This is a genomic window from Streptomyces sp. NPDC002276, from assembly GCF_053891435.1.
Genome location: NZ_JBSFCQ010000004.1, coordinates 524,784 through 539,086 on the forward strand (window position 1 = coordinate 524,784; position 14,303 = coordinate 539,086).

13 protein-coding genes are annotated in these 14,303 nt (G+C 70.5%); 8 read left to right on the forward strand and 5 right to left on the reverse strand.

Annotated elements, in window-relative coordinates:
- Window positions 1–181: 181 nt before the first annotated feature.
- Both ACWIHT_RS14295 and ACWIHT_RS14300 read right to left on the reverse strand, forming a co-directional pair.
- The gene (locus ACWIHT_RS14295) at window positions 182–964 is read right to left on the reverse strand and encodes an SDR family oxidoreductase (RefSeq protein ID WP_456167874.1); all 783 of its coding nucleotides are present in this window, start codon (window positions 962–964) and stop codon (window positions 182–184) included.
- A 59-nt stretch (window positions 965–1,023) separates the two neighbouring features.
- A complete protein-coding gene (locus tag ACWIHT_RS14300) occupies window positions 1,024–1,863 on the reverse strand; it encodes an SDR family NAD(P)-dependent oxidoreductase (RefSeq protein WP_456167876.1) in 840 nt (279 codons plus the stop codon).
- Window positions 1,864–2,038: 175 nt separating this feature from the next.
- On the opposite strand from ACWIHT_RS14300, the gene ACWIHT_RS14305 reads away from it, so the two are divergent.
- Window positions 2,039–2,503, forward strand: coding sequence for a MarR family winged helix-turn-helix transcriptional regulator (locus ACWIHT_RS14305; protein ID WP_456167878.1), 465 nt, complete (start codon window positions 2,039–2,041; stop codon window positions 2,501–2,503).
- A gap of 27 nt (window positions 2,504–2,530) precedes the next feature.
- Here the strand turns inward: ACWIHT_RS14305 and ACWIHT_RS14310 are convergent, their stop codons facing one another.
- Window positions 2,531–3,409: a helix-turn-helix transcriptional regulator gene (locus tag ACWIHT_RS14310; RefSeq protein WP_456167880.1), complete on the reverse strand. Its 879-nt coding sequence runs from the start codon at window positions 3,407–3,409 to the stop codon at window positions 2,531–2,533.
- A gap of 195 nt (window positions 3,410–3,604) precedes the next feature.
- Here ACWIHT_RS14310 and ACWIHT_RS14315 point away from each other — a divergent pair, with 195 nt between their 5' ends.
- Both ACWIHT_RS14315 and ACWIHT_RS14320 read left to right on the forward strand, forming a co-directional pair.
- On the forward strand, window positions 3,605–4,453 hold the full coding sequence (locus ACWIHT_RS14315) for a helix-turn-helix transcriptional regulator (RefSeq protein WP_456167882.1): 849 nt from the start codon (window positions 3,605–3,607) through the stop codon (window positions 4,451–4,453).
- 29 nt (window positions 4,454–4,482) lie between these two features.
- On the forward strand, window positions 4,483–5,547 hold the full coding sequence (locus ACWIHT_RS14320; RefSeq protein ID WP_456167884.1) for an NAD(+)/NADH kinase: 1,065 nt from the start codon (window positions 4,483–4,485) through the stop codon (window positions 5,545–5,547).
- 56 nt (window positions 5,548–5,603) lie between these two features.
- Here ACWIHT_RS14320 and ACWIHT_RS14325 read toward each other — a convergent pair whose 3' ends face one another.
- Together ACWIHT_RS14325 and ACWIHT_RS14330 are read right to left on the reverse strand one after the other, a co-directional pair.
- The gene (locus ACWIHT_RS14325; protein ID WP_456167886.1) at window positions 5,604–7,349 is read right to left on the reverse strand and encodes a sensor histidine kinase; all 1,746 of its coding nucleotides are present in this window, start codon (window positions 7,347–7,349) and stop codon (window positions 5,604–5,606) included.
- 49 nt (window positions 7,350–7,398) lie between these two features.
- Window positions 7,399–8,097 (reverse strand): response regulator transcription factor, encoded by a 699-nt coding sequence (locus tag ACWIHT_RS14330; RefSeq protein WP_456167888.1) that lies wholly within the window; start codon window positions 8,095–8,097, stop codon window positions 7,399–7,401.
- 91 nt (window positions 8,098–8,188) lie between these two features.
- On the opposite strand from ACWIHT_RS14330, the gene ACWIHT_RS14335 reads away from it, so the two are divergent.
- The 5 genes from ACWIHT_RS14335 to ACWIHT_RS14355 all read left to right on the forward strand — a co-directional run bounded on the left by ACWIHT_RS14335 (window position 8,189) and on the right by ACWIHT_RS14355 (window position 14,274).
- The gene (locus tag ACWIHT_RS14335) at window positions 8,189–8,779 is read left to right on the forward strand and encodes a hypothetical protein (RefSeq protein ID WP_456167890.1); all 591 of its coding nucleotides are present in this window, start codon (window positions 8,189–8,191) and stop codon (window positions 8,777–8,779) included.
- Window positions 8,776–10,020, forward strand: coding sequence for a hypothetical protein (locus ACWIHT_RS14340; RefSeq protein WP_456167892.1), 1,245 nt, complete (start codon window positions 8,776–8,778; stop codon window positions 10,018–10,020). Before ACWIHT_RS14335 ends, ACWIHT_RS14340 begins: the two co-directional genes overlap by 4 nt.
- 35 nt (window positions 10,021–10,055) lie before the next feature.
- On the forward strand, window positions 10,056–10,823 hold the full coding sequence (locus ACWIHT_RS14345) for an ABC transporter ATP-binding protein (RefSeq protein WP_456168031.1): 768 nt from the start codon (window positions 10,056–10,058) through the stop codon (window positions 10,821–10,823).
- On the forward strand, window positions 10,820–12,061 hold the full coding sequence (locus tag ACWIHT_RS14350; protein ID WP_456167894.1) for an ABC transporter permease: 1,242 nt from the start codon (window positions 10,820–10,822) through the stop codon (window positions 12,059–12,061). The genes ACWIHT_RS14345 and ACWIHT_RS14350 overlap by 4 nt, the downstream gene beginning before the upstream one ends.
- Before the next feature lie 158 nt (window positions 12,062–12,219).
- On the forward strand, window positions 12,220–14,274 hold the full coding sequence (locus ACWIHT_RS14355; RefSeq protein ID WP_456167896.1) for a phosphocholine-specific phospholipase C: 2,055 nt from the start codon (window positions 12,220–12,222) through the stop codon (window positions 14,272–14,274).
- The last annotated feature ends 29 nt before the right edge of the window (window positions 14,275–14,303 follow it).

Consider the following 14,303-nt stretch of genomic DNA (forward strand, 5'->3'; position numbering starts at 1 on the left):
GCCGACGTGTCCTCGTCCGATCACCGTGATGTTCATGTCGGGCCTCCGGGCTGCCGGGATTTCGCTGTCCTCGTTGACGTGTCAACAAAACACCATACTTGTTGTCGTGTCAACCAATGCCGCTGGGGCGGGGGAGGAACGGTCCAAGTGCCGTTCCTCCCCCGCCCCGGCGGGGCCGATCTCAGATGGCCTGCGCGGTGGGCAGGATGGTGATCTCGGTCAGGTTGACGTGGCGCGGTACGGCGGCCATGAAGGCGACGGTCTCGGCGATGTCGGCGCTCTGGAGGACGTCGATGTCGTGGATGAGGTCGGCCATCAGCTTCGACGCGTCGGCGTCCGTGACGTGGTCGGGGAGTTCGGTGTCGACCATGCCGGGCTCGATGGTGGCCACGCGGACCATCTTCGGGCCGAGTTCGACCCGCAGCAGCCGGGTGAGATGGCTGATGTAGGCCTTGGTGCCGGAGTAGATCGAGAACTTGGTCAGGATGCGGGTGGCCGCGATCGACGAGGTGTTGATCAGGTCGGCCGACCTGCCCGCGGCTGCGGACTCCGTCAGGTGGGGGAGGAACGCGGCGATCACGTGCATCAGCCCGCTGATGTTGAGGTCGATCTGCCGCTGCCAGTCGTCGACCTTCAACTCCTCGATACCGGAGATGAGTTGGACACCGGCGTTGTTGAACACCAGGTCGGCCTTGCCGAAGCGCTCGGCGACCTGGTCGGCGGCGGTCTGGACGGCGGCCCGGTCGGTGACGTCGACGGCCAGGGCGAACGCGGTGCCGCCGGTGGCCTCGATGTTCTTCACCAGGCTGTCCAGCCGCTCCTTGCGGCGGGCCAACACCACGACGGTGGCACCGAGTTCGGCGAGCCGTTCGGCGGTGACGGCACCCATGCCGCTGGAGGCGCCGGAGACGACGGCGACGCGGCCGGCCAGCGGGGTACCGGTGAGCAGGGCGGAAGCGGACATCACAAGACCTCGATCTCTGTGCGAGAAAGCGTTTACGGGAGTGGGTGTTTGACGGTGTGTCAGGCGACGTCGTCGTGCGCGGTGGCCGCGGACTTCTCGCGCCACGGGACCAGGTCGTCCTGCACCTGCCGGTACTTGACCTCCAGGCGCTCCAACGTGTCGCGGCCGAGGTAGAGGTGGGTGGGCAGCTTCTCGGTGCCGGTGACCTCGACGATGAGCGCGGCGCCGCGCACCGGGTCGCCGAGCTGGGCGTGGTTGGCCCGGTCGATCCAGTCCAGCGTCACGTGGGCCGGGGTGTCGTCGTAGTCGGCGATACGGTTCGCGGCCACCGAGAGCGAGCTGGCGTCGAGGAAGTCGGTGCGGAACACGCCCGGTTCGACCACCATCGACTGGATGCCGAACGGCGCCAGCTCCGCGGAGAGCGCCTCGCTGATCCCCGCGACCGCGAACTTCGACGCGGAGTACAGACTGACACCGGGCTCGCCCTCGAAGCCCGAGCGGGAACCGATGTGCACGAGCCTGCCCGAACCCTGCTCACGCATCACGGGCAGGACGGCGCGGGTCACGTTGATCAGGCCGAACACATTGAGGTCGAACAGCGAGCGGGCCTCCGCGTCGCTGATCTCCTCCAGCGCGCCGAGCAGACCGCGGCCGGCGTTGTTCACCAGGACGTCGATACCGCCGAAGCGCTCCACGGCGGCCTCGACCGCCCGCGGGATGCTGTCGTTGTCCGTGACGTCCAGGGCCACCGCGAACACGTTGTCGGACTTCTTCAGGTCGTCGGGCACCCGCTCCGGATTCCGTACGGCGACCACGACATTGTTACCGCCCGCCAGTGCGGCCCGGGCGATTTCCGCGCCGATTCCACGGGAGGCGCCGGTGACAAACCACGTAGCCATGGGAAAAACCTCTTTCGTCGCTTCCCCTCGTGGGGGGATTTCCTGTTGACGCAAATGAGTCTGTCCCTTCGCCGGGGAGCTATGAAGGCAGCGGTTTTCCTGGGAGTCCCACACCCAGGAACGGGTGCCGAACCGCGAAGTCGGTGACATGTCAACAAGCTGGTACGGTGACGGCATGTCCGAACCCCGATGGCTCACCCCCGACCAGGCCGAGGTCTGGGCGAAGTACCGGACCCTGCGCCGCACCCTGCAACGGGCCCAGGACCAGCAACTCCAGCGGGATTCGGGCCTCTCGGCGGCCGACTACGCGCTCCTCGCGCCCCTGTCCGAGTCCGCCGAGGGTGTGCTGCGCGCACGGGACCTCGGCGCCGAGGTCGACTGGGAGCGTAGCCGGTTGTCCCACCAGATCAGCCGCATGGAGAAGCGCGGACTCGTCACCCGCGAGGCCTGCGCCGACGACGCCCGCGGCTCCATGGTGCGGCTGACGGAAAAGGGCCGGGAAGCGATCGAGGCCGCCGCACCCGCGCACGCGGAAAATGTACGGCGGCTCGTATTCGATCCGCTGGATCCTGACGAGGTGCGCCTTTTCGGTGAGATGCTGGACCGAATACTGGAGGCTGTCGAGCGGAATTCCCAGTAACAGCGAACGCGGCAATGGGCCGCGCTTTTATTGGGCGTCCCGCGCCGGATTCTGCTGGTGCGGTACCCCGGGCGCGCTGAGCGACCCGAGCAGGGCCAGGGCGTCCGCCGACGGGGAGTCCGACTCCGCCTGGAGAATGATGAGTTGCTGCCCAGGCGCGCTGCGGATGGTGAGGGCCTCGTGCCGCAACTCCAGTTCCCCCACCACGGAATGCCGCATCCGTTTCACCTCGTACGGCGGGACCCGGGTGTACTCACGGGCCCACAGTGAGCGGAACTCGCCGCTGCGCACGGACAGTTCACCGACGAGCTCCAGGATGCGGGGATCCTCGGGAGTGCTCGCGGCGGTCTGCTGGAGGTCGGCGACCGCACGGTCCTTGGCCCGCTCCGCGTTGCGGTAGAACGTCTTCGCCGCCGGGTCCAGGAACAGCATCCGCAGCACGTTGTCCCGCTGGGCGAAGTCGCCGTAGAGCGCGTCGGTCAGGGCGTTGGTGGCCAGCAGGTCCTGGGCGTGGCCGATGACGAAGGCCGGTGTCCTGGTCCAGCTCTCGATCAGCTGCCGCAGATGCGGGCGGACCCGCTCGACCCGCACCGGTGACTTCGTACGCCGGGTCGTGGGCCGGGCGAGGCGGAACAGCTCCCGCCGGTCCTCGTCCCCGAGCCGCAACGCACGGGCCATCGCCTCCAACACCCTTACCGATGGGCTGAGTTCACGGCCCTGCTCCAGCCGGCCGTAGTAGCCCGGACTGACCCCCGCGAGCGCCGCGACCTCGTCGCGCCGCAGTCCGGGGACCCTGCGGCGGCCGGAGCCGGGCAGTCCCGCGTCGGCGGGGCTGACGCGTTCCCTGCGGGAGCGGAGGAAGCGACCCAGTCCTTCCACCGGGTCGGGGCGCGTGTCATTGTCCATACCGTCGAGGCTAGGCGGAAAACACCCGGAGAAGGTCGGTCGACGGTGGGTGCGTCGCACCCAGGACCATGGCTCCCCGGGTGGCGGGAGAGGGCCGGCCGGGCCACGAATCACTGTGTGTGAAGCGTGTGGAACCTGGTGCAACGGTGGACGACTGGGCCTTCTCATCGAACGAAAAACACTTAGTCTTGCCGCATGAGCAATGGGACCCCTTTGGGTGATTTCCTCCGGGCCCGTCGCGAGGCCCTCAAGCCCCAGGACGTCGGTCTGCCCGAGTACGGCCGCCGCCGGGTGCCAGGACTGCGCAGGGAGGAAGTCGCGCTGCTCGCCGGAGTCAGCTCCGACTACTACATCAGGCTGGAGCAGGGACGCGAGAACAGCCCCTCCCCGCAGGTGCTGGAGGCGGTGGCGCAGGCGCTGAAGCTGGACGCGGAGTCCGCCGACCATCTCAACCGCCTCTGCCTCGCGCCCTCGCAGCGCCCGCACGGCCCGAGCGAGGCCCAAGTCGGCACGCAGCTGCTGCGGTTGATGGACGGCTGGGAGCACAGCCCCGCCTTCGTGCTCGGCCCGGCCCTCGACATCCTCGCGGGCAACTCCCTCGCCACGGCGCTGCACAGCGGGTTCGACGCCTTCGACAACCTCGCCCGCAATGTGTTCGTGGACCCGGCGGGGCGCGAGTTCTACCAGGAGTGGGAGCGGGCCGCGCACTCGTGCGTCGCCGAACTCAGGGCCGCCTACGGGCACGATCCCGAATCGGCCCGGATCGCCGAGGTGGTCGCCGAACTGTCCGACGCCAGCGAGGAGTTCACCGCCCTCTGGCAGCTGCACGACGTCAAGTCCAAGTCCCAGGAGGGCAAGCACCTCAAGCACCCGGACGTCGGCGACCTGCACATCGCGTTCGCCGCGTTCACCGTCAACGGCGCCCCGCACCAGCAACTCGTCGTCTACCAGGCCGAACCCGCGAGCCCCACGGCGGCCGCCTTCGAGACGCTACGGGCGCTGGGCGCCGAGCCGAAGAAGGCGGGCGCGACCGCACAGCTGTGACCCGGCTGCTCGACCTTACGGAGGACCCCATGCCCGTACGTCGTATCGGTCTCGTCGTCCACCAGGGCCGGGCGACCGCCCGGGACGCCGCACGCGACGTGCACGCGTGGAGCGAGGCGCACGGCGTCCGCTGCACGGAGATCGACGTGTGGGCCAAGGACCAGCACCGCCGCGCCGGACGTGAGGAGTCCGAGGCCGCGGGCAGGCCCGATCTCGTCGTCACCCTCGGCGGCGACGGCACCTTTCTGCGCGGGGCCCGGATCGCCGTCAAGAGCGGGGCCGACGTCCTCGGCGTCGACCTCGGCAAGGTCGGCTTCCTCACCGAGGTCCCCGCCCGCGACATCGGCGACGCCCTCGACGCCGTGCACGAGGGGCGGGCCATCGTGGAGGAACGCATGACGCTGACCATGCGCGCCTCCCGGCCCCTGGACATCCCCGAGGAGATGGAGGCCCTGCTGCGCTACGGCCGCGGTCCGATGCTGCCGCCGCCGCAGGTCAGACCCGAGACCACGGAGGGCGGCGGCTGGGGCTGCGCGCTGGACGTCATCGCCCTCAACGACGTCGTCCTGGAGAAACTCGCCCGCGACCGGCAGGTCAGCGTCGGTGTCTACCTGGCCGGCGGGCTGCTGGCGAGCTACTCGGCCGACGCCCTGGCCGTCGCCACCCCCACCGGGTCCACGGCCTACAGCTTCGCCGCCGGCGGACCCGTCCTCTCGCCCCACATGGACGCCCTCGTCTTCACACCCATCGCCCCGCACATGACCTTCGACCGCAGCGTCGTCGCCGCCCCCGACGAACCCGTCGGCCTACGGGTGCTGCCCCACTCCGGCCAGGCAGCCGTCAGCGTCGACGGCCAACTGCGCGGCGTCCTGGACCCCGGCGACTGGATCGGCGTCTTCCGCGCCCCGCAGCGCGTCCGCCTCGTCCGCCTGCGCCCCACCGACTTCTACGGCAGGCTGCGCGACCGGTTCCGGCTCACCGACGCCCCCGCCACCGCCCAGGACGGCCCCGCGGCCCCCTTCTTCCGCCCCGACACCCCGGTCCCGCCGGACCTCGCCGGAATGCGCCTGCCACCGCCCTCCGGCGCGCGCTGAGGGCCGTAGGGAAGGGTTCGCGTCGAGGGCTCAACACCGGCAGGCTCGTCGAGGGCTCACACCGGCAGGCGGACGGTGAAGACCGTGCCGGTGCCGACTGTGCTGGCCACCGTCACCGTCCCGCCGTGCGCCTCCGTGAGGCGGCGGACGATGGCCAGGCCGAGGCCGCTGCCGCCGGTGCGCCGGTTGCGGGACTTCTCGGCGCGCCAGAACCGGTCGAAGACCCGCGGCAGATCCTCGGCCGGGATGCCGGTACCGGTGTCGGCCACCTCGATCGTCACCCGGTCCCCGGACCGGCGGGCGCTCAGGGTGACGCTGCCGCCCGCGGGGGTGTGCCGTAGCGCGTTGGACACCAGGTTGCCGACCACCTGCCGCAGCCGTACCGGATCGCCCGACAGCTCGGGGTCGCCGTCGACGCGGGTGGTGAGGGAGACCCCCGCGGTGTCGGCGCGGGCCTGGTGGGCGGTGGCGGCCTGGTCGAGGAGGTCGCGCACGCGCAGCGGTTCGGGGTGGACGCGCAGCTGGCCCGCGTCCGCCTCCGCGAGATCCTGTAGATCGTCGACGATGTGCTGGAGCAGCAGCGCCTCTTCGAGCAGGGAGTCCACGAGGGCCTGGTCGGAGGTGGCGATGCCGTCCTGCACGGCCTCCAGCCAGCCGCGGATGGTGCTCAGCGGGGTGCGCAGCTCATGCGCGACATCGCTGACCATCGCCTTGCGCTGGCCCTCCACGCGTTCGCGGCGCTGGGAGAGGTCGTTGAAGGCGGCGGCGAGAAAGCCGATCTCGTCGTTGGTCGTCACCGGCACCCGCTGATGTTCCGCCACCGGACGGCGGGCCGCGTCGGCCAGCGCGCGCAGCGGCCGGACCAGCCGGGTGCCGACCACGACGGTGACGGCCACGGTGACCAGCAGCACCAGACCCGCGACCCCGGCGAGACGGGCGGTGTTGGCCGAGGTGAAGCGGAAGCCGGGCGCGGCGGCCGAACCGGCCGGGGTGGTGACGAACAGCAGCGCGGCCGGTGCCACATAGGGAGCGAGCTGGTCGCGACGGGCGGTGTCGAGGCAGGACTGGGCGGATGCGTCGCCCTCCACACTGAGGACGAATTCGAGGGCGACCTTCACGGGCTGCTGGTTCCGCTGCGCCAGACAGTCGTTGACCATGGTGTTGAGGCGGTTGAGCGGCCCGATCTCGGACCGGACGGGAGCGGAGAGCTGGTCGACGCCGCAGTCGTACTCCTTGTCGGTCCCGCCCAGCATGCCGTCCGGGAACTTGAGGGAGGTCCGGCCGCTCGGCGCTTCGACCAGGGTGCCGATGCCGCTGGGGCCTCCCATGCAGTAGCGGATCTTCTTCGCCATGTCGCGCAGGGACGTCCGCTCGGCCGCGGTCAGCCGGTACGGGCCGACGGCGCGCGGGTCGATGCGGTCCGTCGCGGTGTCGGGCAGCAGCGCCGAGTCGGTGTGCAGGGGGTCGACGACCGCCGACGCCCGGGTGGGGAGAGCGGTGACCGAGGCGGCCGAAGTGGCGATCGGGCGGCGGTTCTGCGTGGTCAGGGTGATCCGGCGGCCGGTGCCTTCGGCGAGTCGGTACAGAGTGGGGCCGACGCCGTTCCAGTCCCGGTGCGTGGCGGCGTAGCCGACGAGGGTGTCGTAGATCTGTGTGTCGGAGGAGAGGAGTTGGCCCTGTTCCTGCTGGATGGCGCTGCTCGTGGTGCGTGCGGCGAGCCAGGCGGTGGCCGCGACCGAACAGACGGCGATCAGCACGGAGGTGGCCAGCAGGCGGACCAACAGGCTTCTGTGCAGGGGCACTTTGGCCCGGACCCGAGTCCTGGGCCGCCCCTCGCCGCCGCTCTCCGTGTCAGCGTGCACGGCTGCCGTCGACGAGCTTGTAGCCGACGCCGTACACGGTCTGTAGATAGGCCGGTGTCCGGGGCACGGCCTCTATCTTCTTGCGCAGGTTCAGGATGTGCACGTCGATGGTCCGTTCGGTGATGTAGCGGTCGAACCCCCTTGTCAGGGCGAGGAGTTGGCGGCGGGTGAAGACCCGTTCCGGTTCGGCGGCCATCGCCGCGAGGATCTCGAACTCCCCGGGCGTGCACACCACTTGGCGTCCGTCGAGGCCTACGGTACGGCGGACCGGGTCGACGGCGAGAGCGCCGATCCGGATCACCGGATCGTGCACGGAGAGGGTGGCCCGGGTGCGTCGCAGGAGGGTGCGGATGCGGGCCATCAGCTCGCGCGGGCTGTACGGCTTCGTCATGTAGTCGTCGGCGCCCAGGTCGAGGCCGAGCAGCAGATCCTCCTCGGTGCTGCGCGCGGTCAGCATCAGCACGGGCACATCGCACTCCCTGCGCAGCACCCGGCACACGTCGAGACCGTCGACGAACGGCATCATCACGTCGAGGACGAGCAGGTCCGGCTGCCGGCGCCGCACCTCGTCGATCGCCGCGCGCCCGTCGTGCACGACGAGGGCGGAATGGCCCTCGCGTTCCAGGTAGCGGCGGATCACCTCGGCCTGTTTGACGTCGTCCTCGGCCACCAGGACATATGCGTTCACGCCGGCCACCCTAAGGTCACCGCCTTGACATCAGACAGGAGTCTGACGGCGGCCTGACAGGATCTTCATAAGCTCCGGCCACGGTGCCGCCATGTCGAAACTCACTCATCGAAGGCGCTCCGCCGCGCTGGCGGGCATGGCCGCGACGGCCGCACTGACCCTGCTGTCCGCCTGCGGCGGAGGCTCGGGCGGGGACGGGAAGGCGGCGGCCAAGGACACCGGGGTCGCCTCCATCGAGACGCCGAAGGCGGGCGGCGCGACGGCGTCCGCGAGCGCCGCCGCGGAGTCGGGGCGGCCGCAGCTGAGGCTGGACACCTCCGAGGCGGAGCAGACCCGGCTGACCGGCATCTACTTCGACTGCCTGCGCGACCACGGTGCCCCGGGCGGCTACAAGCCGGGTTCGAAGCAGTGGTACCCCGGGGGCGGATCCGACCAGAAGTCCGCCGCCGCGCGCAAGGCCTGTCTCCCGAAACTCCCGCTCCAGCCACCGGAGTTGGACCCGGCGAAGAACCCGCACTACATGGACGACTTCCGCGCGTACATCCGGTGCCTCAACGACGGCGGCCTGAAGGTCAAGGGCCTGTCCGACGGCTCCGGCTGGAACTACGACGGACAGACGACCCTGACCCAGGCCCAGGAGTCGAAGCTCGACCACGACTGCCAGTTGAAGGCGTACAAGTGACGACGACCGGCGCCGACGCCCCCCGCCCCCGGCGCGGCATACGCCGCCTGAAGATCGGCGCCGTGGCGCTGGCCGGAGTCACGGCGACCGCGCTCGGCGTCACCGTGTGGCAGGACGGCACCGCGAAACCGAGCACGACGGCCGCCGACTCGGCCCGGGTCGGCACCGCCACGGTGACGAGGACCGACCTCTCCAACGACCAGACCCTCAGCGGCACCCTCGGCTACAGCAAGGCGGCCCCGGTCAAGGGCGCCAGGGCCGGACTGGTCACCTGGCTCCCCGCCCCCGGAGCCACGGTCGCCCGGGGCCGCACCCTGTACAAGGTCGACAACGTCCCCGTGCCGGTGCTCTACGGCGACACCCCCCTCTACCGCACCCTGAGCGCGCGGGGCACCACCGGGCCCGACGTCCGGGTGGTCGCCGACAACCTGAAGAAGCTCGGCTACGACATCGGGGTCCAGCCGGGGGTGGGGACTTGGGTCACTCAGCATCCGGCCGACACCGGCACGTCCGGTGCATCGGACGGTACGGCCGCCCCCTCCGCGAGCGCCGCACCCAGTCCCGCTCCCACCCCCACTCCCACCGCGACGACGGTCAAGGTGAAGGAGGGCGACGGCGTGCTCACCGCCGAGCTGATCGCCGCTGTCCGGCGCTGGCAGGCCCATGTCGGGATGCCCGCCACCGGAGTGCTGGGCATCGGGGACGTGGTGGTGCGGTCCGGCGAGGTGCGGGTCGGCGCGGTGCAGGCGCAGAGCGGCGACGACGCCACCGGGGCCCTGATGACGGTCAGTTCCACCGTCAAGAAGGTGTCCGTGCCGGTGGACGCGACCCAGGTCGGCACGATGTCCCGGGGCGACCAGGTCACGGTGACCCTGCCGGACAACTCCACCGTCAGGGGGACGATCGACGTGGTCGGCTCCACCGCCGCCACCGACAACTCCCAGGGCGACACCGGTGGTTCGGCCCCCGCGCAGCTCACGGTCACCGTCTCGGTGCCCGACACCGGGGCGGTCCGGAAGCTGACCTCCGCGCCGGTACAGGTGGCGTTCACCTCGGAGAGCCACAAGGGCGTGCTCGCCGTACCGGTCGGCGCGCTGCTGGCGCTGAGCGAGGGCGGCTACGCCGTCCAACTCCCCGGCGGCCGGCTGCTCGCGGTGAGGACCGGCATGTTCGCCAAGGGGCTCGTCGAGATCAGCGGTGCCGGTGTCACGGCCGGGCTGAGGGTGGAGACCGCCTCGTGAGGAGCCGACCGGTCCTGGCCGTGATCGACGCGGGCATGGAGTACCCCGGCGGGGTGAAGGCCCTGGACGGGGTCTCGCTCGCCATCGAGGAGGGTGAACTCCTCGCCATCGTCGGCCCGTCCGGGTCCGGCAAGTCGACGCTGCTGAACATCATGGGCACCCTGGACCGGCCGACCAGCGGCACCGTGGAGATCGGCGGCCACGACGTCGCGACCCTCTCCGACCGTCGGCTTTCCGCGCTGCGTGGACGCCAACTCGGCTTCGTGTTCCAGCAGTTCCACCTCACCGACGGACTGACCGCCGCCGAGAACGTGGCAACCGGCCTGCTCTACGCGGGAGTTCCGCGTCGGCAGCGCGCTCCGCTGGCCCGGGAGGCGCTGGCCCGGGTGGGTCTCGCGCGCCGCGCCGGGCATCTGCCGAACCAGCTCTCCGGCGGCGAACGCCAACGGGTCGCCATCGCCCGCGCGTTGGTCAACCGCCCGGCCCTGGTCCTCGCGGACGAACCCACCGGCGCCCTCGACACCGCCAACGGCCGTGCCGTACTGGAGCTGTTGACCGCCCTGAACGACGACGGCACCACCATCGCGATCATCACCCACGACCGGGACATCGCCGCACAGTTGCCCCGCAGGGTGGAGATCCTCGACGGGCGGCTGGTCGCCGACGTCCGCGGCGAGGACGTCGGAGAAGACACCCAGGCCGTCGACATGGCCGAACTCACCGACGACACCCTCGCCATCCGCAGAGACAGAGACAGAGACAGAGACACCTTCACCGACATCCAGGGGGAACGCCGGTCATGACCACCACCGCGCCGAAGCCGACCGCCGCCCTGGCCGTCGCCGACACCAGGCCGGTACGGCTGGCCCCGCTGGACATCCTGCGCCTGGGACTGCTCGGCATCCACACCCGCCGGATGCGGGCGGCACTGTCCGCGCTGGGCATCTCGATCGGCATCGCCACGATGATCGTGGTGACCGGGATCCCGGCGTCCAGCCAGAAGGCGCTGATGGACCAACTCTCCGCGCTGGGCACCAACATGCTCCAGGCGATGCCGGTCCCCAACCAGACCCCGCCGGTCGAACTCCCGCCCCAGTCCGTGGACATGGTCCGCCGGATCGGCCCGGTCACCGTGGCCAGCGCGGTCGCCAACACCCATGCGGAGGTGTTCCGCAACGACCGCGTCGACGCCGACGACTACGCCGGTCTCGCCGTCCTGGCCAGCAGGACGAACCTGCTGAAAGCGATCAACGCCCGGGTGCAGTCCGGGCGTTACCTCAGCGCGAGCACCGAGCGGTTCCCCACGGCCGTGCTCGGCTCGGTGGCCGCCACCCGGATGGGCATCGCGCGAGTGGTGCCGGGGCGGCCCGCCCCGCAGATCTACATCAACCACCGCTGGTTCACGGTCATCGGCGTCCTCGCGCAGACCCCGCTGTCGCCCGACATCGACCGCGCGGTCCTGGTCGGCTGGGACGCCGCGCGCACCCAACTGGGCTTCACCGGCCACCCGACCGTCATCTACGTCAAGGCCAGGGAGGACGGCATCGACGCCGTCCGCAATGTGCTCGCCCCGACCATCTACCCCGAAGTGCCGGGCATGGTGCAGGTCAGCCGCCCCTCCGACGCCCTCGCCGCGAAGCGCGCCACGCAGACGACGTTCTCCGCGCTCTTCCTCGGGCTCGCCGGGGTGGCCCTGCTGGTGGGCGGGATCGGCGTGGCCAACACCATGGTCATCTCGGTCCTCGAACGCCGCAAGGAGATCGGACTGCGGCGGGCACTGGGCGCCAACAAGGGCCAGATCCGGGGCCAGTTCCTCACCGAGTCGGTGGCCCTGTCCTGCCTCGGCGGCCTGGCCGGAACCGTCCTCGGTGTCCTGGCGACCGTCGGCTACGCCACCTACCAGGGCTGGCCGCCGGTGATCCCGTTGCCCGCGGTGGCGGGTGGCTTCGGCGGCGCCGTCGTGATCGGGATGGCCGCGGGTGTCTACCCCTCCATCAGGGCCTCCCGGCTCACCCCGACGGAGGCCCTCGCGACCACGTGACGATTCGCCCCCACTCGTCCGCCCCCGCACGTACGGGCGAGTTTCACATGGGCGCCACCAGACCCTTCCCTGACGTTTGTTGCTCTTGGAACACTCGCACCGCGCGCATTTCGCCATGTTCCGGCCGGCCGCGCGTCAGGATGAGAGGTGCCTCACCCATGTCCGAAGTCAACCGGCGTCGCTTTCTCCAACTCGCGGGCGCCACAACGGCGTTCACCGCGCTGTCGAACAGCATCGAGCGGGCCGCCGCACTCCCGGCGAACCACCGTTCCGGAAGCATCGAGGACGTCGAGCACATCGTCGTCCTGATGCAGGAGAACCGGTCCTTCGACCACTACTTCGGTTCGCTCAGAGGTGTCCGGGGCTTCGGCGACCCGCGTCCGGTCGTGACCCGGCAGGACGGCAAACCGGTCTGGTACCAGTCGGACGGCACGAAGGACATCCTCCCGTTCCGCCCCGAGGCGGACGACCTGGGCCTCCAGTTCATCCAGGACCTCCCGCACGGCTGGAACGACGGGCACGCCGCGTTCGACGGCGGCAAGTACGACAAGTGGGTGCCGTCCAAGGGCTCCACGACGATGGCGTACCTGACCCGCGAGGACATCCCGTTCCACTACGCGCTCGCCGACTCCTTCACCATCTGCGACGCCTACCACTGCTCGTTCATCGGCTCGACCGACCCCAACCGCTACTACCTGTGGACGGGTTACACCGGCAACGACGGCCAGGGCGGCGGCCCCGTCCTCGGCAACGACGAGGCCGGGTACAGCTGGACGACGTACCCCGAGCGCCTGGAGAAGGCCGGGGTCTCCTGGAAGATCTACCAGGACGTCGGCGACGGCCTCGACGCGGCCGGCGGCTGGGGCTGGATCCAGGACGCCTACCGCGGCAACTACGGCGACAACTCCCTGCTCTACTTCAAGCAGTTCCAGAACGCCCAGCCCGGCGACCCGCTCTACGACAAGGCCCGCACCGGCACCGACGCCACGAAGGGCGAGGGCTTCTTCGACCAGCTGAAGGCCGACGTCAAGGGCGGCAAGCTGCCGAAGATCTCCTGGGTCGTCGCCCCCGAGGCCTTCACCGAGCACCCCAACTGGCCCGCGAACTACGGAGCTTGGTACGTCTCCCAGGTCCTGGACGCGCTGACCTCCGACCCCAAGGTGTGGGCGAAGACGGCCCTGTTCATCACCTACGACGAGAACGACGGCTTCTTCGACCACCTGGTCCCGCCGTTCGCGCCGGGCTCGGCCGCGCAGGGCAAGTCGACCGTCGACGTCGGCCCCGACCTCTTCGCGGGCAACGCCAGCCACCCCGCGGGTCCCTACGGCCTCGGCCAGCGCGTGCCGATGATCGTCGTCTCGCCCTGGAGCAAGGGCGGTTACGTCTGCTCCGAGACCTTCGACCACACCTCGGTCATCCGGTTCATGGAGCGCCGCTTCGGCGTCCACGAGCCCAACATCTCGCCGTGGCGGCGCGCGATCTGCGGCGACCTGACCACCGCCTTCGACTTCTCCAACAAGGACGTCAAGAAGGTCCCGCTCCCGGACACCGACGGCTACCAGCCGCCGGACAAGAACCGCCACCCCGACTACGTCCCGACCCCGCCCGCCAACCCCGTACTCCCGAAGCAGGAGCGCGGACTGCGCCCGGCCCGCCCGCTCAAGTACGCGTCCGCGGTGGACGGTTCGGCGGACACGGCGGCCGGCAAGTTCACGCTGAGCTTCGCCTCCGGCGCGAAAGCGGGCGCCAACTTCCTGGTCACCTCCGCCAACCGCACGGACGGGCCCTGGAGTTACACCACCGAGGCCGGCAAGACCGTCTCGGACACCTGGAACTCGGCGTACTCGAACGGCTCGTACGACCTCACCGTGCACGGCCCGAACGGCTTCCTGCGCGTCTTCAAGGGCCCCGGCAAGATCGCCGGACCCGAGGTCACCGCCCGCGACTGCGGTGACGACGTCGAGCTGACCTTCACCAACAAGGGCTCCGGCACAGTGCAGTTGAGGGTCGTCAACGGCTACGGCGGGAAGACCCGGACCGTGAAGGTGCGGGCGGGTGCCACCGTCCGGCACACCTTCGACCTCGGCGCGAGCAAGCGGTGGTACGACCTGACGGTCACCTCGGACGGCGACGCGGGCTTCCTGCGGCGATTCGCCGGACATGTCGAGAACGGCCGCCCGGGGGTCAGCGACCCGGCGCTCGGGCGGGTGTGACCGCTGCCGTAGAGCCGGTTGTATTCCGG